This window comes from Roseococcus sp. (assembly GCF_965227005.1).
Lineage (GTDB): Bacteria > Pseudomonadota > Alphaproteobacteria > Acetobacterales > Acetobacteraceae > Roseococcus.
Genome location: NZ_CBDDFJ010000041.1, coordinates 1 through 23,346 on the forward strand (window position 1 = coordinate 1; position 23,346 = coordinate 23,346).

Here is a 23,346-nt window from a genome sequence, read left to right on the forward strand (position 1 = left end):
GCTCGGCCACAGCCTGGCGCTGGCGGGGCTGGTGTTTTCCGTGGCGATGTTCATCGCGGTACCCTGCCGCATCCTCTGGGGATGGCTGGGCAGCACCTCTGTCTCGCCGCGCCGCATGATGGGCGCGCTCTCGCTCGGCATGGCGGCCAGCACGGCCTTCACGGGACTCTATGGGCCGCATTGGCCGGTGCTGCTGATCGGCTTCGTCGCCTCCTGCCTGAGCGCCACCGCCATGTCCTGGCACGGGGTGCTGCTGGCGGAGGCGTCGCGGCTCGCCCCGCCGGGCATGCGCGGCATGGCGACGGGCGGGGTGCTGTCCTTCGGCCAGATCGGCGGATTGCTGCTGCCGCTGGTCTATTCGGTGCTGCTCTACCTCACCGGCAGCCACGGCCTCGGATTCTTTGTGTGCGGGGCGCCGGCGCTGCTGGTGGGGATCCTGCTGATGCGCCCGCCGCCGCGGGTCGCGGCCTGAGCCTCCGCGCGCGGCCCAACGGGCGCGGCAGGCCGACATCGTCGATCCGCCGCGAAACGCCACAAAGAGCTCAGCCCGCCTTGTCGATGTTCCAGTAGACGGTGGTCGGCACGGGAAAGACCCCCGTGACGTTCCGCCGCCACGCCGCCGACTGCACGTAGAAGCCGAGCGGGACATAAGGCAGCGATCGGAAGGCGTTTTCCTGGAGCTGCGCGGCGATCGCCTGCTGCCGCGCGGGGTCCGAGGCCTCGAACCAGGCCGTGCGAAGCTCCTCCAGCGCTGGGTCGGTGGGCCAGCCGAACCAGGCCTGCGCGCCATTGGCGCGGACCAAGGTGTTCACCGCCGGGCTCAGGATGTCAGCGCCATTCCACAGCGTGTGGAAGATGCTCCAGCCGCCGCGCTCCACCGGCTCGCGGCTGTTGCGGCGCTGGAGCATGGAGCCCCAGTCGGTCGCGACATATTCGATGTTCATGCCCATCCGCCGCAGCAGATCGGCCGTGACCTCGCTGACGGCCGTGATGGGCGCATTGTCGGTCGCGACGATGATGACGACCTTCTCGCCCTTGTAGCCGGCGGCCTGCAGGGCGGCGCGCGCGCGATCCACGCTCTTGGTCTTCAGCACCGCATTGCCCGCTTCGCTCGCCATCGGGCCGGAGCAGGCGAAGAAGCCCTCGCAGGTGCCCCAGGCGCCGGGCTCATTGCCGGCCACGGCCTGCATGTATTGCGACTGGTCCACGGCCATGGCCACGGCCTGGCGGATCGCCGGATTGTCGAAGGGGGGTGGAGCTGGTTGAAGCGCAGCATCGCATAGGTGCCCGATCGGTCGCGCGGCTCGACGACGATGTTGCGGTCGCGCCGGAGCATGGGCAGCAGATCGTGGATGGGCTGGTCCCAGTAGTCCTGCTCGCCCGCGCGCATCGCGCCGGCGGCGGTCGCGGGGTCGGGGATGACGGTCCACTCCACGCGGTCCACCTTGGGGATGCGGCCGCCGGCGATGCTGCTGACCGGCTCGCTGCGCGGCGCATAGCCCTCGTGCCTGCTATAGGTGGACTTCACGCCCGCCACCCATTCGTCGCGGTTGAAGCGGAAGGGGCCGCTGCCGGTCGTGTCGGTGATCTGCCGGCCGGGATCGGTCTGCGCGACGCGCTCCGGCATGATGAAGCACTGCGAGGAGTTGGATTTCCCGAGCGCCGCCGCGACCATCGGGAAGGGCTTTTTCAGTTTGAAGCGGAAACGGCGATCGTCCACCACCTCGAGCGTGTCGGTGTGCTGGGCCAGCACCTGGCCGAAGACGTCGCGCACCCACCAGCGCTTGATGGAGGCCACGCAGTCGGCGCTGCGCACCGGCTCGCCGTCATGGAATCGGAGCGGCTGGCGGAGGGTGAAGACCCAGGTGCGACCGTCATCGCTGATCTCCCAGCCCTCGGCCATCTGCGGACGCGGGATGAACTGGGCGTCCACCGCGGCGATCTGGTCGTAGATCAGGTAGCCGTGGTTCTTGGTCGCCGGCGCAGTCGTCCAGATGGGATCGAGGCTGGTGAGGTTGGCGGCCGGGATGACGCGCAGGATCTTGGTGGCGCCCTGCGCATAGGCGGGGGCGGACAGCAGCGGCGCGGCGGCGGCGCCTGCGAGAAACTGGCGACGGTTCATCGGGATTCTCCGGAAGAGGTCAGAAGGGAAAGGGAGTGCGCGACGGTGCGACAGCATCGCGGCGCCTGCGGGCGCTGGACGGGGATCGCCATGTGCATCGTCGTCACTCCTTTCGGGTCTGCCGCCCGTTTCCTCCCAAGGCCTCTCGTCAGGGCGAAAGCTTCACGCCCAGCTTCTCCTCCACCTCCGGGAACACGGCCGGGTCACGCGCCCCGGCGCCCACCGGATAGGCGGTGTTCGGACCGGAGACGATCGCGACGTCGCGTCCCACCGGCATCTCGTTGATGGCGATTGGCGCGCCCGTCGCGGGGTCGAAGGAGCCCATCATGTCGGGGAAGGTGCGCACGCGCACGCCATCGCGGTCGGCCGCCATGTACTCGTTGTAGATATGCAGCGTGATGGTGCCCCCATCGCCCTTGATGACGACGCGGCCGACGTCGAAGCCGCCTTCGTAATGCACGTCGTTGAGTTCAACGCGGCCGGTGACCAGCACCTCGCCCGAGAGGAAGGCGGCGGCGGCCTCCACGCGGGCGAAGCTCGCCGGCTTGTCCAGCATGGCGCGACCGAGCCCGGTGGCGAAGCTCATCGCACCGGGCGCGCCGCCCTTGCGCACGAAGCTCGCCGCGAAGGGCCCGCGCGTCGCATAGATGCTGCCGCCGTTCTGCACCGAGGCCGCGCGCATGATGGTCGAGGTCTTGGACATGTTGCCCGTGACCACGATCTCCACCCGGTCATCCGGCGCGCCGCCGCAGCCGGCCTGCGTCACCTGGACATGGGGCATCGAGGCGAGGCCCATGCCACCCATCTTCACCGTGGGATGGCCGCGCCCGTTGGTCGCCGCATCCACCAGCGGGATGCCGAGCACCGCCGCCTGCATCCAGGCCATCAGCCCCGGAACGTGGCCGGGCATGACGCCGGCCGGCAGCTTGCCGCCGGTCGCCGCGATCAGCATCTCGGCGGACTTCACACTGTCGCGCATCGAGGTGATGGCCTTGGCATAGCCAGGCGCGCCGACGCCGGTCGCGACGATGATGCCGGCGTCGTCCGACAGCTCGTCCAGCGTCACCATGGAGAGCGGGCCGTAATCCAGCGCCTGCTCGCCGATGCGGCGATTGCGCTCGGCGCGCTTCATGCCGCTGCCGCCGGCCGACAGCACAAGGCCGCCGAGGATGGCGCCTTCCAGCGCCTCCAGATCCATCTTCACGGGCATCAGGCGGCTTCCGTCTTGCTGGGTTCGTCCGGGACGAGGGGCACGAAGCCCGGCTGCGCCTTCACGCGCTCGATCCAGGCGAGCACGTTGGGGAAGCGCGACATCTCGAAATCGCCCTGATGCGCCATGGAGACGTAGGGGAAGTTCGCGAGGTCGGCGATCGTGTAGCGGTTCGCCACGAGGAAATCGCGGGCGGCGAGGTGCCCGTCGAGGATGCCGAGCGCCTTGTGGCCGGCGGCATGCCATTCGGGGATCTCGCGCTCCTTCTTCTCCGGCTGCTTCGCGATGCCGATCCAGAAGCGCGCGCCGGCCAGGGCCTTCAGTGCCTCCGACTGGTCGAAGAGCATCCATTGCAGGACGCGGGCGCGGTCCAGCCCATCGGGCAGGTAGGGCGTGCCGTCGGCGAGGTGGTAGAGCATGGCGTTGCTCTCGAAGAGCGCCTCGCCGGAGGGCAGCTCCAGCATGGGCACCTTGCCCACGGGATTCTTCGCGAGATATTCGGGCAGCCGGGTCTTCCCTTCGGGGAGCACGTAGGTCACGCGCCGAAAGGGCAGGCCGAGCTGCGAGAGGAGGATGCGCACCTTCCACGCATTGCCGGAGAGCTTGCTGTCGTGGAGGACGTACATCAGGCGAAGCCCAGCCCGTAATGGGCCTTGTTGGTCAGCGCGCGCTCATAGCCCGCCTCGGCGTGGCGCATGATGCCGATGCCCGTGTCGCCATCCAGCACCGCGCGCAGCCGCTCGGCCGAAAGCGGATTGCCGTCGGCCACCGTGGTCTGCCCGGCGGATTGGTTCGAATAACCGCCGCGCGAATGCACGGCCACGAGGTCCGCGCCATTGGCGCAGGCCAGCAGCGCGTTGAGGATCGGCCAGTCGGAGATGGCCTCCGAGCCGTCCTGCATTTTCTCGCTCTCGCGGAACGGATTGGCCACGGAGCCCGCGTCCAGATGGTCACGGGTAAAGGCGATGGGCCCTTTGGTGCGCCCGGCTGCCACGGCCTCGTTGACCTTGGTGGCGAGCAGGCTGCGCTCGCCATGGCCGAGCCAGCCGATGCGCGCCGGCAGGCCGGTGAAGTGAACATGCTCGCGAGCGAGTGCGATCCACTGGTTGATCGAGTGGTTGTGCGAGAACGTCTCCTCGATGATCCCATCCACGTCGCGATGTCCTGCGGATCGCCCGAGACGGCGAGCCAGCGGAAAGGCCCGTAGCCGTCGCAGAAGAGCGGACGGATGAACATGGTCACGAAGCTCTCCATCGTGAGCATGTCCTTCTCGCCGAGATCGGCGGCGCGCAGGCGCAGCCCGTTCCCGTATTCGAAGACGATGGCGCCGCGCCGGCGGAACTCCAGCATCGCGCGGGAATGGACCAGGAGGCTCTCCTCGGCGCGGCGCTTGCGCTCGGCCTGGTCGGTCTCGGCCAGTTGCGCCGCCTGTTCCGGCGTCATGCCGGCCGGGATGTAGCCGCGATAGGGGTCGGTGTTCACCTGATCCGTCACGACGTCGGGGATGATGTCGCGGGCCAGCAGCGCGGGATGCACCTCGGCCGCATTGCCCACGAGCCCAACGGAGATCGCGACGCGATTGGCCTTGGCGTCGAGGATCCAGTTCAGCGCCTCGTCGAGGCTTTCGGTGATGCGGTCGCAATACCCGCTGGCGATGCGCCGCTCGATCTTCGCGCGCGAAGGCTCGACCACCAGCGTCGCGGCACCCGCGAGCTTGCCGGCCAGCGGCTGCGCGCCGCCCATGCCGCCGCAGCCGGCGGTGAGGATCATGCGCCCGCGCAGGTCGCCGCCGAAAAACTGCTGCCCGGCGCCGACGAAGGACTGGTAGGTGCCCTGGAGGATGCCCTGGCTGCCGATATACTGCCACGCCGCCGCGGTCATGCCGGGGGTGACGGTCAGGCCCTTCTGCTCCAGCTCGAAGAACTGGTCCGGGTTGCCCCAGCGCCCCAGGACATTGCCGTTGGCCATGACGACGCGGGGCGCGCGGTCGTGCGAGCGGAACTTGGCCACGGCGCGGCCGGACTGGCAGACCAGCGTCTCGTCGGCCTCCAGCTCCTTCAACGCGCCGACGATGCGGTCGTAGTCCTCCCAGCTCCGGGCGGCGCGGGCGCCGGTGTAGATGATGAGGTTCTCGGGGTCCTCGCCGTTCTCGAGGTTGTTTTCCAGCATCCGTAGGATGCTCTCCTGCCGCCAGCCCTTGCAGCGCAGGATGTTGCCGCGTTGGGCCTTGATGTTGCGTGCCATCGACCGTCCTCATCCGTCTGGATGTGGCAAGCCTGTTGCAGTGGGATGGCGACCGTCCAATATGGCTTCATGACGAAGGCCATAAGATTGAGCGAAGGCTGATGCCGACCCTGCCAACTCTTCGTCAGTTGCGCTGCGCGTTGGCAGCCTTCGAGACGGGGAGTTTGTCGGCCACCTCGCGGCGGCTGGGCCGCGCGCCTGCCACACTCAGCGTGCAGATCTCGGCGCTGGAGGCCGTGCTCGGCGCGAAACTCTTCGACCGGCATGTGGGCGGGCTGGTTCCGACCGCGGCGGGACGGCAGTTCGAGCCGATCGCGCGGCAGCTCCTGGGCGAGTTGGAAGGCGCCCTGCAACGCCTCCACGATCCAGCCTTGCGACCGCTGGAGATCGTCGCTGTCGGCCTGCGCCTGGCGGGGCCCGGCAGCCCGGCGCGCGACGCGGTGAGCGAGGCCGCGGCGAAGCTCGCGCCATCGAGGCCCTGGCTGCATTTGCACGCTTTCTCACCCGGCCTGGGCGCCTGGGCGGCGCAATCCGGCTTCATGCTGGAAGCGAGCGAGGCGCCGGTAGATTTGGTCGAGCAATGGGTGCTGGCCGGGCCATCCGATGGCACCGGCAGCGTCGGCATTCCGGAGTTGCCGCCCTCATTCATGCAAGGCGCGATGGCCCAGGCGGGGGCCTGCGGCCTTGCTCCCGTCCTGCTGGACGTCACACCCGACCGGCTGGACGACCTGCCACGGCCCTGGCGACGGCCTGTGCTGCTGCCCTCGCTGATGCTGCCGGGCTGGCTGCGCGAGAGCAAAGCGGAACTGACGCTTTTGCCGCCGCTGGCCGGCGGCCCCGGCTGGCAGCTCCTGACCAGCGCGGGGGACGACATGCTGAAGGCCGCGCTGGCCAAGGCCTTTCACGACCACATCGGCGCGGCTGCGCTACGCGCTCCGGCGCCCGAGGCGCAGCACGTCGCGGTCGAGCGCGAGCATCTCGATACCTTCGAAGCCGCCTGGCGCCATGCGAGCCTCACGCGCGCCGCCCGCGAGCTCGGCATCGCACAGCCGGCGGCCACGCTGCGCCTCCGCCATCTGGAGACGGAGCTCGGGCAGCGCCTGTTCCATCGCCATCCGCACGGCCTCACGCCCACCGCCATTGGTCAATCGCTCGCGCCGGCGGCCGCCGCCTTCCTGCAGGACCTCGCGCGCCTCGGCCCCAACCTGACACGTCCGCGCGAGCAGGTCCGCGCCGGCTGCGTGCCCGCGCTGGACGAGATGAGCCTGCTGGCCGATGTGGTCGCCCGCAGCGCCGCGGACTGGAATCAGCGCTTCCCCAATCGCCAGTTGCATCTCGTGGAAGGGCTGAGCCAGGAGCTGCGGCGGATGGTGCTGAATTCCAGCATCGAATGCGCCTTTGTGGACAACGACGCCGTACAGCCCGGCCTCGTCGTGCGACCGATCACGCGCGAGAAGCTGGTCGTGGTGACGGCGGCCGAGGCGGGGCTGCTGCCGCCCGGGCCGGTGACGCTGCGGACAGCGGCGGGCTTGCGGCTCGCACTGCCGGGGCGGCATCACGGGCTGCGCTGGATCCTCGATCGCGGCGCCGCGCAGGCCGGGCTGGACATCGTGCCGGCCGCGGAGATCGACAGCCTGGCCACGACGATCCGCCTGGTGAAATCGGGCGGTTGGGCCACACTGTTGCCGATTGGTGCGGTGCGGGGCGCGTTGGCGCAACTGCAGGTGAACGTGGTCATCGAGCCGGCGCTGGAACGGCAGATCTGCCTGGTGCGCCGGCACGGCGAGACCCTGCGCGACGAGACGCTGGCTTTGGTGGATCTGTTCGCGGCGCATATGGCCGCCGCGCTGGCGGAAGTGGCCGATTGAGGCCGGCCCATTTGGCTTTCGGCCCCTGAAAGGCGCCGATCGGGTTGTCATGGCCGAGCCGGCCTACTCTGGCCGCAGGCCGGCATCCCGCACGAGGGCGGCCCAGCTTCGCGCCTCCGATTCGAAGAATGATTGAAGCTCCGCCTCGGGCGTCACAAACGGATCGGCGCCCCGCGCGGCCAGCTGCTGGGCGAATTCCGGCGTGGCTACCGCACGGGCCAGGGCCTCCCGCAACCGGGCGACGATGGGCGCCGGAGTCTGCACGGGAGCGTAAAGGGCAAACCAGAAGTTGAGGTTGAAGCCGGGAACGCCGGCCTCCTCCATGGTCGGCACGCTCGGCATCGCAGGTGAGCGCCGGCGCGAGGTCACCGCCAGCGGGCGCACCCGGCCGCCCTGCGCCTGCGCCACGGTCGTCGTGATGTTGTCGAAGAGGAAGCTGATGTCACCCGCCAGCAGCGCGGTCGAAGCGGGAGCGCTGCCCTGATAGGGAACCTGCAACGCCTCGAAGCCAGCGATCTTCTGCAGCAGGACGGCGAACATGTGCGGCGAGCTGCCCGCGCCATAGGTCCCATAGGTCAGGGCGCCTGGCTCACGCTTGCCTCGCTCGATGAGCTCCTGCACGGAGCGAACATCCAGCGTGCGCGGATTGACCACCAGCGCGTTCGGCAGCGCCGCAACCGTGCCGATGCCGACGAAATCCTTCAGCGGATCGTAGCTGATGTTGCGCATGAGCAGCGGATTCAGCACCTGCGTCTGCACCGGCCCGAGCCAGAGGGTGGTGCCGTCCGGTTCGGCACGCGCAGCCGCCACGGCGCCGATGCTCCCACTCGCTCCGCCGCGGTTCTCCACGATCACGGGCGCGCCGATGGCGTCGCGCAGCCCGGCGGCGACGAGACGGGCGACGAGGTCGGTGGGACCTCCCGCCGGATAGCCGACCAGGACGCGGATGGTCCGGCCGGCGGGCCAGTCCTGGGCGCGGGCGGCGCGAATGATGGGCAGGGGCAGGCCGGCGGCCAGCAGGCCGCGCCTCGTGGCGTTCATGTCGTTCCTCCGTCTTTGCCGGGAAGCTGCCTGTCCCGGAGCCAGAGCACAAAGCCCTATTGGTGATCGCTGCCATACTTCGATATTATGGATTGATGGACATCCGCATCCTCCGCTACTTCATCGCGATCGCCGAGGAGGGCTCGATCTCCCGCGCGGCCGAGCGGTTGCACGTCGCCCAACCCGCGCTGAGCGCCCAGATCCGCAACCTGGAGGGCGAGCTCGGCTCGCAGCTCCTCCACCGCATCCCGCGCGGCGTCGTGCTGACCGAGGCGGGCACCAAGCTGCTCGGCCATGCGCGGCAGATCGTCCGGGCACTGACGCTCGCCCGCGACGACCTGCTGGGCGACGCCGCGGCGACCATCGGCAGCGTCACCGTCAGCTTCCCGCAGTCCGTGGCCATGGTGCTGACGCGACCGCTTGTGGAGGAGGTGCTCCGCAGCCTGCCGCGTGTTTCGCTGAGCGTGCGCGAGAGCAACACGGGCTACATTCCCGAACTGTTGCGCACGGGGCGGATCGATGCCGGCTTCGTTTTCCGCGAGGCGGACACGGTGGGGCTCAAGGCGCGACGCCTGCTCGACGAGGAGCTCCTTGTTATCGGCCCGCCCGGCGCGTTCGAGAATGGGGCGGGCGGGATCGCGCCGAAGCCATTGCGCTTTTCCCGCCTGGCGCAGCTGCCGCTCGTCATCCCCGGCCGCCCGCACAGCCTGCGCGAGCTTCTGAACGACTACGCCCGGCGCGCCCGGATCGAGCTGCGCACCCTGGTGGAGGTGGACGCCATCCCGCAGATCAAGGAACTGGTCGCCGCCGGCGTCGGCCACGCGGTGCTCTCCAGCAACTCGGTGCGGGAGGATCTGGCCGCAGGCCGGATTGCGGCCGCGCGTATCGTCTCGCCTGCGCTCCGGCGCTCGGTCTTCCTCTGCGGCCAGGCGGAAGTGCCGCAGACGCGGGCCGTCCGGGCCGTGGAGGAGACGATCCTACGGGTTGCGGCCGGGCTGGTGGACACAGGAAGCTGGGACGCGCGACTGGGATCTGCCATAGACTAAACCTATGGCAGCCAGCAGATCCTAGTCTTGGATCATCTGATCGAAAGCTGGTTGTCTCGCGCCCCATATCCTTGGAGCGAACACCCTGATGTCCACTGGCACCCACGTTCATATCCGCTATGAGACGCGCCCCGAATTCCCGGGCATCGCGCATGTGACCATCGACAACCGCGCGAAGCTGAATGCCCTCAACTCCACCGTCATCCGCGAGTTTGTGAGTGCCATCGAGCGTCTCGGTCAGGATGACGATCTGCGGGGCATCGTCGTCACCGGCTGGGGCGAGAAGGCCTTCATCGGCGGCGCCGACATCAACGAGCTCTCCAGGCTGGAGGAGCCCGGTGCGGCCCGGGCCTTCATCACCGGCGTCCATGAGGCGTGCCGCTGCCTGCGCGACTGCCCCGTCCCGGTGATCGGCCGGGTGAATGGCTTCACCCTCGGTGCCGGCCTCGAAGTGATGGCGGCGTGCGACATGCGGGTCGCCGTCGCCGGCGCGAAGCTCGGCATGCCGGAAGTGCGCTTCGGCATGCCCTCCGTGGTGGAGGCCGCCCTTTTCCCGGGGCTGATCGGATGGGGGCGCACGCGGCAGATGCTGCTGCTCGGCGACATGATTCCCGCCGAGGAAGCTCTGCAATGGGGCCTAATTGAGCGTGTCGTGCCGTTCGCTGACCTGGACACCGCGGTGGACGAGTGGCTGACTTCGCTGGCGGCCAACAGCGTGCGCGGCATGCGGCTGCAGAAGAAGCTCATCCGCGCCTGGGAGACCTTGCCGATCGAGCAGGCCGTCCAGCGCGGCATCGACATCTTCGCCGAGACTCACGAGGTCGCCGAACCGCGCGAACTGCTGCAGCGATTCCTCGACCATCAGGCGGCGAGGAAGAAGTAGTTGCTCCTCGCGGGCATCCGGGTCCTGGAGCTCGGGCAGATCCTCGCCGCACCCTATGCGGCGGAGATCCTTGCGGACCTCGGCGCCGAGGTCCTCAAGATCGAGCGACCCGAGGGCGGGGACGACGCGCGAGGCTGGGGACCGCCATTCTGGAACGGCGATGCCGCCCTGTTCCACCAGATGAACCGCAACAAGCGCAGCGTGGCCCTCGACCTGAAGTCGCCGGAGGGACTCGCCCGCATGCTGGAGCTGCTGGGCGAAACGGATGTCTTTGTCCACAATCTCCGCCCTGGCCTGCCGGAGAAGCTCGGCATCGGTCCGCAGGCGATGCGCGAGCGCTTCCCGCGGTTGATCTACGCCGATATCGGCGCCTTCGGGCATCTCGGCCCGATGAAGCGGCAGCCGGGCTACGAACTGCTGGTACAGGCCTTCGGCGGCCCCATGAGCATCACGGGTGAAGCCGACGGAACGCCGGTTCGCTGTGGCCCGTCGATCAATGACCTGGGCTCGGGCATGTGGGCGGCGATCGGTGTGCTGGGCGCGCTCGTGCGCCGCGCCCGCACGGGCGAAGGCTGCCTGGTGCAGACCTCGCTCTTCGAGACGGCCATCGCCTGGACCAGTATTGCGACCTCCAACTTCCTGGCCTCCGGCACGCCGCCGCGACGCGAAGGCTCCAAGCATGCGTCGGTTGTACCCTACGGCGCCTTCCCGACGGCCGACGGTCCGCTGATCATTGGGGCGGGCAGCGACCGGCTGTTCCGCAAGCTGGCGGAGGTGCTCGGCCATCCGGAATGGGCTCTGGATCCGCGTTTTCTCGCCAATAGCGACCGGGTGACGAATCGCGAGGCGATTGAGGCGCTGGTGAGTGCCGAGCTCCGGGCGCGGCCGCGTGCGGAATGGGCTGAGCTACTGGAGGCAGCCGGCGTCCCGTGCGCCTCGATCCAGAGCATTCCTGAGGTGCTCAGCCACGAGCAGACGACTGCCCTCGGCATGGTGCAGGAGGTGCCCGACACCCCCGAGGTGCGTTTGGTCGCGATGCCCCTCAGCTTCGACGGGGTCCGGCCCGTCGCGCGGCTAGCCTCGCCTCGACTCGGCGGAGCGGAGGGGTTCGTCAGCGCCACCGCAGGCCCAGGACAATGAAGCGTTTGGCAGGTTCATTGCGGTCGTGAGACGGCCTGCAGAAACCGCCCCGATCTCGGTCGACCAAACCATGCGATACGTCCGGTTCTGCCGCCAGCTTCCCAAAATCGGACTCGCGGCTTCCGGCCGGTGGCGACCCTAAAAGGGCGTTACCGGCCGCCGGAAACGATGCTCCAAACGGTCGAGGATTGGACATCAAGCGGGGCGGTGAAACGCCATACGTCCCGCCGCCGTGCTTGTCGATCATGCGGTCGGCCGATGACGCCACGCCTTTGCGTCATATGGGTCAGCCCCGCTCATACCAGCCGCGCGAGCGGCGCACGATATGGACGACCGAGAGCATGACCGGCACCTCCACCAGCACGCCCACCACCGTCGCCAGCGCGGCACCGGATTGAAAGCCGAAGAGCGCAATGGCCGTCGCGACCGCCAGCTCGAAGAAGTTGCTGGCGCCGATCAATGCCGAAGGTCCGGCGACGCACCATTCCACGCCGAGCTTGCGATTGAGCCAGTAGGCAAGCCCCGCGTTGAAATACACCTGGATCAGGATCGGCACGGCCAGCAGCATGATGACCATCGGTTGCCGGATGATCTGCTCGCCCTGGAAGCCGAAGAGCAGCACCAGCGTCGCGAGCAGGGCCACGAGCGACCACGGGCCGAGCCTCCGCAACGTGTTGTCCAGCGCGCCGCGCGCCAGGAGCGCACGGCGCCAGAGCTGCGCCACGACCACCGGCACGATGATGTAGAGCCCGACCGAGAGCAGCAGTGTGTCCCAGGGCACGACGATGGCCGACAGGCCGAGGAGCAGACCGACAACCGGAGCGAAGGCCACGATCATGATGATGTCGTTCAAGGCGACCTGCCCGAGCGTGAAGTGAGGCTCGCCGTCAACGAGGTTGCTCCACACGAAAACCATGGCGGTACAGGGCGCGGCGGCCAGCAGGATCAGGCCGGCGATGTAGCTGTCAATCTGATCGGCCGGGAGCCAGGCACGAAAGAGCGTGCCGATGAAGAGCCAGCCGAGAAGCGCCATGGAGAAGGGCTTCACCAGCCAGTTGATTCCTACCGTCGCGGCCATCCCCCGCCAATGCGCGCCGACCTTCCCGAGCGCAGCAAGATCGATCTTGAGCAGCATAGGAATAATCATCAGCCAGACGAGCACCGCGACCGGCAGGTTCACCTCCGCCAAGGTCATGGCGCCAAGGGCATGGAAGACGCCCGGCACCGCCTGTCCGAGGAGGATACCGACGACGATGCAGAGGGCGACCCAGAGCGTCAGATACCGCTCGAAAAAGCCCATGGCGGCCGGCTTGGCCGCGATAGCCGCGTCACTCATGCGAGGCGCTGGCCCGAGGCGGCCACGACCTTCTCGCCATCCTCCTTCACGAAGGCGCCGCGCTGCGTATCGGGCAGGATGTCGAGCACCGCTTCGGATGGGCGGCAGAGCTTCACGCCCAGTGGCGTCACGACGATAGGACGGTTGATCAGGATCGGATGCGCCATCATCGCGTCCACAAGCTGGTCATCCGTAAGGGTGACATCGTCCAGGCCCAGCATCGCGTATGGCGTTCCCTTCTCCCGCAGAAGGGCGCGCACGGTGAGGCCCATGCGACGGATCAGGTCCATCAGTTCCGGGCGCGTCGGCGGCGTCTTGAGGTATTCTATGACGGTGGGCTCGGTGCCGCTGTTGCGGATCATGGCCAGCGTGTTCCGTGACGTGCCGCAATCCGGGTTGTGGTAGATGGTGATCGTCATTCGGCGGGCTCCGGCGCGGATGCCTTGTTGGTCGAGCAGCAGGCATTGATTTTCGGCTTGGGCGGCGCGCAGCAGCTTTGGGCGACAGGGATGGCTCCCGGCGTCGTGGAAGGCGCTGGCGCGCTGCATACGCCTGTTTCGGGCAGCTCCAGCTCCACCCTTGCCGCAGCTTCCATATCCCCGGCCAGGGCCGCCGCGATGGACCGCACCTGCTCGTGGCCGGTGGCGAGCAGGAAGGTCGGCGCCCGGCCGTAGCTCTTCATGCCTGCGATGAAGAAGTCATGATCGGGATGGGCCAGCTCACGGGCGCCATGCGGGCGCACCGTGCCGCAGCTATGCAGGTTGGGATCGATCAAGGGGCCGAGGGCTTCGGCACATTCCAGCCAGGGGTCGAGCGAAAGGCGCACCTCGCGCAGCATGCCCAGCTCCGGCCGGAAGCCGGTGGCGACGATCAGCTCGTCCGCGGTGAAGGCCGAAGCCTGCCCGGCATGTTCGCCCACGACACGCAGGCCGGCGTCGTCGTCCAGATGGATGCCACCGATGCGGAAGGGCGTCAGCACCTCTACCGCGCCGCTCTCCACGAGATGCCGGGCCTGGCTGCCGAGCGCGCCGCGAGCCGGCAGACCATCGGCCGCCTCCCCCCCAAACGCGGCCTCGACATTCTCCCGTCGCATAATCCACAGCGCGCGCGTTCCCGGTTCACGATCCCGTAGCGCCGCCAGATCTATCAGGATGTTCAGTGCAGAGTGCCCGGCTCCAATGACGGCGGTGGTACGCCTCGCATAGCGATGCCGCGCCTCGCCCAGCACGTCCGGTATCCCGTAGGCAATGTGGCTCGCGGCCTCCGGCTCGCCTATCGCCGGCAGGCCGTCCGCACCGGCAGGATTGGGTAACTCCCATGTGCCAGAGGCATCGATGACGGCTCGCGCCTCTATCGTCTCCAGTGTGGCGTCCGGGCCTCTGACGCGCAGCACAAAGGGCACCTCGCTTCGGCCCTGCGTCCTCACCTTGTCGAAGCCCCGCCGCGTCACCGCGACGACCCGGCGCTCAAGCCGGATGTGCGGCGCGAGATCAGGCAGCGCAGCCAGCGGAGCGAGGTACGCGTCCACCAGATCGGCGCCGGTAGGAATGGCCTCGACAGCCGGGTGGACCCAGCCTGAGGCGTCCAGCAGCGCCTTGGCGGCAGTGTCCACGCAATAGCGCCACGGCGTGAACATGCGGACGTGCCCCCAGCGCCGGACGCTTGCGGCAACGCCTGAGCCAGCCTCCAGCACGATGAAGGGCATCCCTCGCATGGCGAGATGCGCGGCAGCGGCAAGCCCTACAGGGCCGGCGCCAATCACGGCGACGGGCAATTCCTTCATGCTCATGTTGGAAGCCTCTTTGACTTTGCGGATAGGGCTGGGGTGCAGGCGCCGCCCTGCTTCGGCATGCAGGCCCCTAGATCACCACCGCAACAGTTCTCGGTGAGGAAGCCGATCAGGGCGTTCATGGCGCCGTATTCGGCGACATAGATCAGGGATCGGCCGTCGCGCCGAAACGTCACGAGCCCTGCGGTGCGCAGCTGCGTCAGGTGGAAGGAGAGCGTGGCGCCGGGAAGATGGAGCGCGTCACCAATCCGTCCAGCCGCCAGCCCCTCAGGGCCGGCCTGGACGAGAAGGCGGAAGACTTGAAGGCGACTGTCCTGGGCAAGAGCCGCAAGCGCCGCGACGGCGTCCGATGATTCCATAATTCTAGAAATATCGAATCTTGGCGCTTGTCAACCCGAGGGCAGCCTTGTCATAGGCGCATGGCCCGTTGCGACCGGCGCGCGGCACTATCGGCAAGCTGCTCCTCGTTCGCGCGGATTCGTACGCATCGCGACGCCCAGAGAAGCCGGGGGAGGTTTTGCGGGAGCATCCAGAAACGCTGACGGTCGACGTTGCACCAACGTGCTTTCGAACGGCGCGGGAGGGGTCCTATGGTACTGACCTGACCGGCAACACGCTCATCAACCTGACAACCGTCACGGAGACGCCTCCCAGGCATTCCGGAAGATGCCGCGCCGCTGCAACTCGGGGACCAGATCCACGAAGGCGTCGAGGCTGTCGGGCATGGTCGCCGGGATGAGGTTGAAACCATCCCTCATGCCGCAGTTCGTCCAGCCTTTTCGGCTTTAAAGTTGCTCCGATGAAGTCGCGTCTGCCCGGCGCTCGCGTTCCAGCAGCGGGGACAGCACTTGAGCATGCTCGTAGAGATCGCGTCGCACCGCGTCGCGCGCGGCTACCGCGTCGCGCGCGGAGAGCGCCGCCAGCAGCGCGTCGTGCGGATGGCCCTGCGGCGAAAGCTCGCGCGGTCCGGAGAAAAGCAGGTTGATCGTCGGTCCCACCTGCACCCACAGACTTTCCACCACCCGCTGGAGAACGGGCAGTCGGGCTACGGCGATGACGCCAAAGTGGAAGCGCTCATTTTCCTCCAGCACCACGTGCCGGTCCATCGCCCGGCGACCTTCCAGCAAGTGCGTCTGGATCGCCGTCAGCGTCGCGATGTCCGCCGGCGTTGCGAGCAGGGCGGCGCGGGCGGCGGCGCGGCCCTCCAATTCGACGCGCAGGTCCATGATCTCTTCGTAGCGCTCGACCTCCAGCCGCGGCACCCAGGCGATGCCGCGGGCGTCGAGTTCCAGCGCGCCTTCGGACACCAGGCGCAGGAGCGCTTCCCGGACTGGGGTCGGGCTCACGCCCAGCTCGGTCGCCAGCAGGCGGTGGACGAGCCGCTGCCCAGGCACAAGTCGGCCACCGACCAGCGCGCTGCGCAGCCGTTGGTACACCTTGCCCGCAAGGCTTTCCGCGCGGTCGATGGGTTGGAGGGCGGGTTCGATATCCATACGCCAAGATCGATCGCGACGGGTTGACCCGTCAAGCGACATGAAGTTTGCTATTGCAAACATCAAATAGTCCTGGAGGAAACGAAAGCATGCCCGACACCGGCCCCGCCGTTGCCAACACCAATGTCGCCCTGCGTCTCGCCGAGGCCTTCGCCCGCCATGGCGTCACGGTGACCTTCGGGCAGAGCCTGCCCTCCGCCTTCCACCTGGCGGCGCCGCATGTCGGCATCGAGCAGAAGGTCTACCGGCAGGAGAACATGGGCGGCACGATGGCCGACGGCTATGCGCGCATCTCGCGCAAGGTCGGTGTCGTCACCGCGCAGAACGGCCCCGCCGCGACGCTGCTGGTCCCGCCGCTCGCCGAAGCGATGAAGGCCAGTGTTCCGGTCATCGCGCTCGTGCAGGAAGTGACGCGCGACGCGACCGACAAGAATGCCTTCCAGGACATCGACCACATCGCGCTCTTCTCCGCCGTGTCGAAGTTCACCCGCCGCATCGACCGGTCCGATCGGCTGGAAGACTACGTGGACATGGCCTTCGCCGCCGCGACCTCGGGCCGCCCGGGCCCGGCCGTCCTGCTGCTGCCGGCCGATCTGCTGACCGAAAAGGCCGGCCCCGTCTCCCGCCGCAAGGCCAATCTCGGCACCTTCCCGCTGGATCGCACCACGGCCGATCCGACCCGTATCGCTGAGGCCGCCGCGCTGCTGGCCGCCGCCAAGGCGCCGCTCATCATCGCCGGTGGCGGCGTGCATCTTTCCGATGCGGCGCAGGAGCTGGCGGCGCTGCAGCAAGCTGCGCACCTGCCGGTCGCCACCACCTTCATGGGCAAGGGCAGCGTCGACGAGAACCATCCGCTTTCGCTCGGCGTCGTCGGCAACACGATGGGCCTCGGCGCCCGCACGCGCGACCTGCGCCCGATGGTCGAGAACGCCGACGTCGTGCTGCTGGTCGGCAACCGAACGAACCAGAACGGCACGGATTCCTGGCAGCTCTACCCGCGCGCCGCGACCTTCATCCACATCGACCCCGATGGCATGGAGATCGGCCGCAACTACGAGGCGCTGCGCCTGATGGGCGACGCCAAGCTCACCCTCGCCGCCCTGCATGCCGAGATCGTGAAGCTCGACCTCGCCACCCGCGCCGCCGCGCGGCCGAAGGTCGAGGCGCAGATCGCCAAGGCCGTCGCCGACTGGCGCAAGCTGATCGCCGGCGTCACCACCCGCGACGGCGGCCCGGTCCGCCCCGAGCGCGTGGTCACCGAGATCGACAAGCGCCTGCCCGACGACGGCATCGTCTGCGCCGACGCCTCCTACTCGTCCAACTGGATCACCGGCTACATCACCGCCAAGCGGGCGGGCCAGCGCTTCCTCACGCCGCGCGGCCTGGCCGGCCTCGGCTGGGGCGTGCCGCTGGGTATCGGCGCGCAGGTCGCCGCACCCGACAAGCGGGTCGTCGTGCTCTGCGGCGACGGCGGCTTCGGCCATAGCTGGGCCGAGCTCGAGACGCTGCGCCGCCTGCAGGTGCCGGTCACGGTCGTGGTGCTGAATAACGGCATCCTGGGCTTCCAGAAGCACGCCGAGGACACGAAGTACGGCGAGCACACCATCGCCTGCGACTTCGCCGAGGTGGACCACGCGGCCATCGCCACGGCCTGCGGCGTGAAGTCGATCCGCGTCACGAAGGGCGAGGACGTCGGGCCCGCGCTGGACACCGCCTTCGCGTCCAACGAGCCTTACCTGATCGAGGTGCTGACGGACCCGAACGGCAAGCCGCCGCTCACCTTCTACCACGGGCAGTTCCCGGAGCCCTTCTGAGCATGTTCGCGCTCCAGAAGACGAAGCCGGCCTTCGGCCTCGACGCGACGGAGGTGCCCGAGCCGGGCGCCCCCGGGGCGGGCGAGGTGACCGTGCGCATCGAGGCCGTGGGCATCTGCGGCAGCGACGTGCACGCCTTCGAATGGTCGGACGGCTACGGCCATCTGGAACCCTACCTGCCGGTGACGATGGGCCATGAATTCGCCGGCCACGTCACCGCCGCCGGAGCGGGCACGAACATCGCGACCGGCACGCGCATCGCGGTGCATCCGGGCATGCCCTGCGGCAGCTGCGCCGCCTGCGTGCGCGGCGACGTGCGCGCCTGCACACGTCGGCGTTCGATGGGCCTGACCTGCGAGGGCGCCTTCACGCGCCTGCTGAACGTGCCGATCGCCAATGTCGTGGCTTTGCCCGATGCCGTCGATGCCGAGCTCGGCGCGCTGGTCGAGCCGCTGGCCGTCGCCGCCGACGCCGTGCTGGTGGGCGAGGTCTCGCTGGGCGACACCGTGCTCGTCCTCGGCCCCGGCACGATCGGCCAAGGGCTCGCGCTCATGGCGCGGGCGGCCGGTGCCGGACGCGTCATCATCGTCGGTCGCGGCGACGGGCCGCGCTTCGACGTGCTGAAGCAGCTCGGCTTCCCCGACGTCGTGGACATCGCCGACGGCCCCATGGCCGAGCAGGTGCTGAAGCTCACCGGCGGCACCCCCGTCGACGTGGTGCTGGAGGCCACGGGCTACCCGCCCTCCATCGCCGAGGCCCTGCCGCTGCTGAAGCGAGACGGTATCCTGGTCGCGGCCGGTATCCATGACGGTCCGCTGACCCTGCCGCTCACCGTCTTCGTGCGGAACCGCCACCAGCTGCGCGCCTCGCATGGCTCCAAGCGCGGCACCTGGGACCGGGTGATCGCGCTGCTGGGCCGCGACCCCGAGAGCTTCCGCCCGATGATCACCCACCGCCTGCCGCTGGAGCGTGGGCTGGAGGGCTTCGAGCTCGCCCGCCAGCGCGCCGCCAGCAAGGTGATCCTGCTGCCCTGAGCCGCGGCGCCGGAGACGGCGCCGCCTTGGGAAGAAGAGTACCGGGGAGGCGCGGACGGGGCGACCCAAACCGCGCCCCTCGTTGAAATCAGAACACGAGGAAGCGACATGACCCAGGACGCGAATTCACGCCCACCGCCGGCCCACGCCGCCGCCACGCGCCGCGCGGTGCTCGCCCTGGCCGGCGCTTCGCTCGCCGCCCCGGCCCTGGCCCAGGGGAACTTCCCCGACCGGCCCATCCGCCTCGTCTTCCCCTGGCCCACCGGCGGCTCCGCCGACGCGCAGATCCGCGGCATGTGCGATACCGCCTCGCGCGTCCTCGGGCAGAACATCATCGTGGACAGCCGCCCTGGCGTCTCGGGCACGCTCGGGCCCCAGCAGGTCGCGGCCCAGTCGCGGCCGGATGGCTACACGCTGACCGTCATGCACCACACCGTGATGCGCTGGCCCTACATGACGCGCACGCCGCGCTGGGATCCGGTGACGGACTTCACCCATGTCGTGGGCGTGGCCGGCTGGCTCTACGGCGTGGTCGTGAAGGCCGACAGCCCCTTCCGCAGCTGGCAGCAGCTCGTCGCCCATGCCCGCGAGAATCCCGGCAAGCTGACCTTTGGCGCCACCGGCGCAGGCTCCTCGCCGCATCTCGCCATGGTCGAGATCATGGAGCGCACGGGCATCCAGATCACCCACGTGCCCTATCGCGGCGGCGCCGAGGCGATGACGGCGACGCTCGGCGGCCATGTGGACATGGTGGCCGACAGCGCCGCCTGGGCGCCCTTCGTCGCCTCCGGTGACATGCGCGCGCTGAACGTCTGGTCGGCCGAGCGCGCGCCGCGCTTCCCCGACGTGCCCACGCTCAGGGAGCTCGGCATCGATATGACGAGTTCCACGCCCTACGGCATCAGCGGCCCCAAGGGCCTGGATCCCGAGATCGTCCACCGCCTGCACGAGGCGCTGAAGGTCGGCCTCTTCGAGCCCGCCAACCAGGCGATCCGCGCGCGCTTCGACATGCCGCTCGCCTACTACGACCCGGCCGATTACCTGCGCTACGTGACCGTCCAGTCCGCCCGCGAGCGCGAAATGGTGCAGCGCCTCGGCATCACCGTGGACTCCTGAGCCGGCGCCGCGATGAACCCCTTTCCCTCACCCAAGGTCCGCCCATGAGCAACACCGATCGCGTCGCCCTCGTCACCGGAGCCGCGCGCGGCCTCGGTGCTGCCATCGCCCGGCGCCTGGCGCAGTCGGGGCATCCCGTCGTTCTCGCCGACGTGCTCGACGGCGTGGACGCGACGGCCGCCGCCCTCGTGGCCGAGGGCTTCCAGGCCCGCGCCATCCGCCTCGACGTCGCCGACGACGCCGCGGTCGAGGCGCTGCCGGAGGTACTAGGCGACTGGTGGTCCTCGCTCGGCGTGCTCGTGAACAATGCGGGCATCTCGCCCAAGGTCGACGGCCGCAAGAAGCTGGTGGAGGATATCTCGCTGGCCGAATGGCGTCGCGTGATGGACGTGAACCTGACCGGGCCCTTCATGCTCTCGCGCATCTCCATTCCCGTGCTGAAGAAGCGCCGCTGGGGCCGCGTCGTGATGATGACAAGCCAGGCCGCGCGCGTGGCGAGCAACATCACCGGCTCCTACTACGGCACTTCCAAGACCGGCCTCATGGGCTTCGCGCGCAATCTCGCGGCCGAGCTCGGTCCCTTCGGCATCACGGTCAACAGCGTCGCTCCGGGCCGCATCAACAGCGACATGGTGGCCGGCGCCGCGCCGGGCATGAACGACGCCTTCCTCGCGCGCATCCCGCTCGGCCGCCTCGGCGAGCCGGAGGACGTCGCGGAGGTCGTGAACTTCCTCGCCTCCGACGCCGCCGGATACCTGACCGGCACGACGATCGACGTCGGCGGCGGCAGCTACATGCCCTGACGCCGCCTCACCAAGAAACATCCCAGGAGGATCCACCCATGCAACGCCGTACCTTCATTACCCGGGGCATCGTCGCCGGCACCGCCACGCTGGCCGCGCCCGCCATCGCCCAGGCCGCCTGGCCCGAGCGCGAGATCACCATCATCGTCCAGTACGGCCCCGGCGGCTCGACCGACGTCTCCACCCGCGCCATCGCCGCGGAAGCCGAGAAGATCCTCGGCGTGCCCGTGCAGATCGTGAACCGGCCGGGTGGCCAGGGCACGGTGGGCGTGCAGACGGTCGCGGCCGCGCGCCCCGACGGCTACACCATCGGCACGACGGGCCTCGCCGGCCTCGCCATCGCGCCGCACATGCTGGACGTCACCTACAGCTCCAACGACTTCACCTTCCTGCCGTCCTTCGCGCGCTATCTCTACGGCATCGCGGTCCGCGCGGAATCGCCGCACCGGAACATCATGGATCTGGTGAACGCGGCCAAGGCGCGCCGCACCACCTTCGGCGCCACGGGCGCGCCGAACAACATCGGCATGTTCGACATCGCCCGTGTCACCGGTACGCGCTTCCAGTTCGTGCCCTTCGGCTCGGGCGCAGAGGCGGTGACGGCGGCCCTCGGCGGCCACGTGGACGCGGTGATCCAGAACCCGCCGGAGATGCTGCCCGCGCTGCAGTCCGGTCGCCTGCGCCTGCTCGCCTCCGCGAGCGAGGGCCGCTGGAAGGAATATCCCGACGTGCCGACGCTGAAGGAGCAGGGCGTCGACGTCGTGGTGGATTCGATGATCGGCATCATCGGCCCCAAGGGCATCCCGCAGGAGCGCGCCGACCTGCTGACGCGCGCCTTCCTGGAGGCCGCGCAGAAGCCAGCCCTCGCCGAGATCCTCGGCCGCTTCGGCATGGTGACCTCCATCCTGCAGCCCGCGGAGTTCGAGACCACCATCCGCGCCGCCTACGACCGCTTCGGCCCGCAGCTGCGCGAGGCCGGCCTCGCCCGGCGTCGGTGACCGCATGACGCGGACGGCGCGCTACGTCGCCCTGGGCGGCGTCCTCTTCGCCATCTTCGGATGGCGGGAGGCATCGAAGCTCGAAGCCTGGGGCTGGGATGGCCCGGGCCCCGGGCTGATGCCGCAGGTGCTCTCGGTGCTCATCGGCATCATGGCATTGGCGGTCCTCGCCTGGCCCGGCGATCCGAACGTCGAGCCGGAAGGCGGCGCGCGTCCCTTCGCGAACGGAACCTTCCTCGCCTATGGCGCGGCCATGCTCGGTGTCGCGATCGCGCTGCCCTATCTCGGCTTCATCCTGCCGATGGTGGTCGCGACCGTCGTGATGCTGCGCTTCGGCGAGCGGACCTCCTGGGGGCAGGCCGTCTTCTACGGCGTCACGCTGACGGCGGGCATCGTCCTGGTCTTCGGGACCGCGCTCGGCGTGCCCTTCCCGGGCGGCATCGCGGAGCGGGCGCTCTACTCCCTCGGCCTGCTGCGGAACGCCTGATCCATGTTCGAAGGCCTGATGCACGGCTTCGTCGTGCTTTCCTCCTGGCAGAATCTCAGCCTCTGCCTGCTCGGCGCGTTCCTCGGCACCGTCGTCGGCGTGCTGCCCGGCCTGGGCCCGGCCACGACGATCGCGCTGCTGCTGCCCATCACGCTCAAGCTCGACCCGACGGGCGCGATCATCCTGCTGGCCGGCATCTACTACGGCGTCGCCTATGGCGGCACGCTGACTTCGGTGCTGATGCGCATCCCCGGCGAGGCTTCATCGGTCGTCACCTGCATCGACGGCTACGAGATGGCGAAGAAAGGCCGCGCCGGCGCGGCCCTGGGCATCGCAGCCATCGGCTCCTTCTTCGCGAGCACGGTCGGTATCCTCGGCGTCATGATCCTCTCGCCGCCGCTGGCCGAGCTGGTCATCGCCTTCGGGCCCTGGGAATACGCCGCACTCATGCTGGCGGGGCTCTCGCTCATCGCCTTCTTCGCCGCCTCGGGCCTCGCCAAGGCCGGGTTGATGGCGCTGCTCGGGCTGATGCTCGGCGCGATCGGGCTCGACCCCATCTCGGGCACGGCGCGCTTCACCTTCGGCGTTCCGGAGCTCGTGGACGGCATCAACATCACGCCGCTGGCGCTCGGCCTCTTCGGCCTGTCGGAGCTGCTCTACCTGGCGCTGATGCCCAACACCAAGTTGGAGATCCTGCGACCGCCCTCCTCGCTGCTCGGCTTCCTGCCGAACAGGGAGGAGGCCCGCCGGTCGGTCGCGCCCATCATGCGCGGCTCGGTGCTGGGCTTCCTGGTCGGCCTGCTGCCGGGCGGCGGCGCGGTGCTCGCCTCCTTCCTCTCCTATGCGGTGGAGAAGCGGCTGGCCAAGCGTCCGGAAGAGTTCGGCAAGGGCGCGATCGAAGGCGTCGCGGGCCCCGAAGCGG

At 69.1% G+C, this 23,346-nt stretch carries 21 protein-coding genes and 2 pseudogenes; 12 read left to right on the top strand and 11 right to left on the bottom strand.

Translation table 11 applies throughout. From position 1 onward, the window contains the following. Positions 1 to 472: MFS transporter (locus tag ACO057_RS22845; protein ID WP_421995860.1), on the top strand; the 472-nt coding region annotated here is incomplete at its 5' end. Positions 473 to 542: 70 nt separating this feature from the next. Here the strand turns inward: ACO057_RS22845 and ACO057_RS22850 are convergent. The 4 genes and pseudogenes from ACO057_RS22850 to ACO057_RS22865 all read right to left on the bottom strand — a co-directional run bounded on the left by ACO057_RS22850 (position 543) and on the right by ACO057_RS22865 (position 5,576). Beyond that, positions 543 to 2,122 (bottom strand): annotated as a pseudogene (locus ACO057_RS22850) (ABC transporter substrate-binding protein). Between the two features lie 148 nt (positions 2,123 to 2,270). Continuing rightward, positions 2,271 to 3,332, bottom strand: coding sequence for a DUF917 family protein (locus ACO057_RS22855; RefSeq protein WP_421995862.1), 1,062 nt, complete (start codon positions 3,330 to 3,332; stop codon positions 2,271 to 2,273). After that, entirely contained in the window at positions 3,332 to 3,958 is a 627-nt protein-coding gene (locus ACO057_RS22860) for a glutathione S-transferase family protein (protein WP_421995864.1), read from the bottom strand. Before ACO057_RS22860 ends, ACO057_RS22855 begins: the two co-directional genes overlap by 1 nt. After that, positions 3,958 to 5,576: pseudogene (locus tag ACO057_RS22865) on the bottom strand (urocanate hydratase). The gene ACO057_RS22860 and the pseudogene ACO057_RS22865 overlap by 1 nt, the downstream one beginning before the upstream one ends. A gap of 101 nt (positions 5,577 to 5,677) precedes the next feature. Between ACO057_RS22865 and ACO057_RS22870 the strand changes: the two are divergent. Next, entirely contained in the window at positions 5,678 to 7,444 is a 1,767-nt protein-coding gene (locus ACO057_RS22870) for a LysR family transcriptional regulator (RefSeq protein ID WP_421995866.1), read from the top strand. Positions 7,445 to 7,507: 63 nt separating this feature from the next. On the opposite strand, the gene ACO057_RS22875 is transcribed toward ACO057_RS22870, so the two are convergent. Then, positions 7,508 to 8,485, bottom strand: coding sequence for a Bug family tripartite tricarboxylate transporter substrate binding protein (locus ACO057_RS22875; RefSeq protein ID WP_421995868.1), 978 nt, complete (start codon positions 8,483 to 8,485; stop codon positions 7,508 to 7,510). Between the two features lie 95 nt (positions 8,486 to 8,580). Here ACO057_RS22875 and ACO057_RS22880 point away from each other — a divergent pair, with 95 nt between their 5' ends. The 3 genes from ACO057_RS22880 (at position 8,581) to ACO057_RS22890 (ending at position 11,554) form a co-directional block, all read left to right on the top strand. Further along, entirely contained in the window at positions 8,581 to 9,531 is a 951-nt protein-coding gene (locus ACO057_RS22880) for a LysR family transcriptional regulator (protein ID WP_421995870.1), read from the top strand. Between the two features lie 88 nt (positions 9,532 to 9,619). Further along, complete coding sequence (locus ACO057_RS22885; RefSeq protein WP_421995872.1) at positions 9,620 to 10,414, top strand: enoyl-CoA hydratase; 795 nt, start codon at positions 9,620 to 9,622, stop codon at positions 10,412 to 10,414. Continuing rightward, a complete protein-coding gene (locus ACO057_RS22890) occupies positions 10,415 to 11,554 on the top strand; it encodes a CaiB/BaiF CoA transferase family protein (protein ID WP_421995874.1) in 1,140 nt (379 codons plus the stop codon). Positions 11,555 to 11,840: 286 nt separating this feature from the next. Here the strand turns inward: ACO057_RS22890 and arsB are convergent, their stop codons facing one another. The 6 genes from arsB to ACO057_RS22920 form a co-directional block, all read right to left on the bottom strand. Beyond that, positions 11,841 to 12,890 (bottom strand): ACR3 family arsenite efflux transporter, encoded by a 1,050-nt coding sequence (arsB, locus tag ACO057_RS22895; RefSeq protein WP_421995876.1) that lies wholly within the window; start codon positions 12,888 to 12,890, stop codon positions 11,841 to 11,843. After that, positions 12,887 to 13,309 carry an arsenate reductase (glutaredoxin) gene (gene arsC, locus ACO057_RS22900; protein WP_421995878.1) on the bottom strand — a complete coding sequence of 141 codons (423 nt, stop codon included), beginning with the start codon at positions 13,307 to 13,309 and terminating at the stop codon, positions 12,887 to 12,889. Before arsC ends, arsB begins: the two co-directional genes overlap by 4 nt. Further along, positions 13,306 to 14,679, bottom strand: a complete 1,374-nt coding sequence (locus ACO057_RS22905) for an NAD(P)-binding protein (RefSeq protein ID WP_421995880.1) — start codon at positions 14,677 to 14,679, stop codon at positions 13,306 to 13,308. The genes arsC and ACO057_RS22905 overlap by 4 nt, the downstream gene beginning before the upstream one ends. Beyond that, complete coding sequence (locus tag ACO057_RS22910; protein ID WP_421995882.1) at positions 14,676 to 15,038, bottom strand: ArsR/SmtB family transcription factor; 363 nt, start codon at positions 15,036 to 15,038, stop codon at positions 14,676 to 14,678. The genes ACO057_RS22905 and ACO057_RS22910 overlap by 4 nt, the downstream gene beginning before the upstream one ends. 276 nt (positions 15,039 to 15,314) lie before the next feature. Next, the gene (locus ACO057_RS22915) at positions 15,315 to 15,437 is read right to left on the bottom strand and encodes a hypothetical protein (protein ID WP_421995884.1); all 123 of its coding nucleotides are present in this window, start codon (positions 15,435 to 15,437) and stop codon (positions 15,315 to 15,317) included. Between the two features lie 27 nt (positions 15,438 to 15,464). Further along, a complete protein-coding gene (locus ACO057_RS22920; protein ID WP_421995886.1) occupies positions 15,465 to 16,172 on the bottom strand; it encodes a GntR family transcriptional regulator in 708 nt (235 codons plus the stop codon). 89 nt (positions 16,173 to 16,261) lie between these two features. Between ACO057_RS22920 and ACO057_RS22925 the strand changes: the two genes are divergently transcribed. The 7 genes from ACO057_RS22925 to ACO057_RS22955 all read left to right on the top strand — a co-directional run. Beyond that, positions 16,262 to 17,986, top strand: a complete 1,725-nt coding sequence (locus ACO057_RS22925; RefSeq protein WP_421995887.1) for an acetolactate synthase catalytic subunit — start codon at positions 16,262 to 16,264, stop codon at positions 17,984 to 17,986. A 2-nt stretch (positions 17,987 to 17,988) separates the two neighbouring features. Further along, entirely contained in the window at positions 17,989 to 19,020 is a 1,032-nt protein-coding gene (locus tag ACO057_RS22930; RefSeq protein WP_421995889.1) for a zinc-dependent alcohol dehydrogenase, read from the top strand. Positions 19,021 to 19,128: 108 nt separating this feature from the next. Then, a complete protein-coding gene (locus ACO057_RS22935) occupies positions 19,129 to 20,136 on the top strand; it encodes a tripartite tricarboxylate transporter substrate binding protein (RefSeq protein ID WP_421995891.1) in 1,008 nt (335 codons plus the stop codon). 44 nt (positions 20,137 to 20,180) lie between these two features. Then, complete coding sequence (locus ACO057_RS22940; protein WP_421995893.1) at positions 20,181 to 20,939, top strand: SDR family oxidoreductase; 759 nt, start codon at positions 20,181 to 20,183, stop codon at positions 20,937 to 20,939. Positions 20,940 to 20,977: 38 nt separating this feature from the next. Continuing rightward, on the top strand, positions 20,978 to 21,937 hold the full coding sequence (locus ACO057_RS22945) for a tripartite tricarboxylate transporter substrate binding protein (RefSeq protein ID WP_421995895.1): 960 nt from the start codon (positions 20,978 to 20,980) through the stop codon (positions 21,935 to 21,937). Between the two features lie 4 nt (positions 21,938 to 21,941). Continuing rightward, a complete protein-coding gene (locus tag ACO057_RS22950) occupies positions 21,942 to 22,424 on the top strand; it encodes a tripartite tricarboxylate transporter TctB family protein (protein WP_421995897.1) in 483 nt (160 codons plus the stop codon). A 3-nt stretch (positions 22,425 to 22,427) separates the two neighbouring features. Next, the coding region (locus ACO057_RS22955; RefSeq protein ID WP_421995899.1) for a tripartite tricarboxylate transporter permease at positions 22,428 to 23,346 on the top strand (919 nt) is incomplete at its 3' end.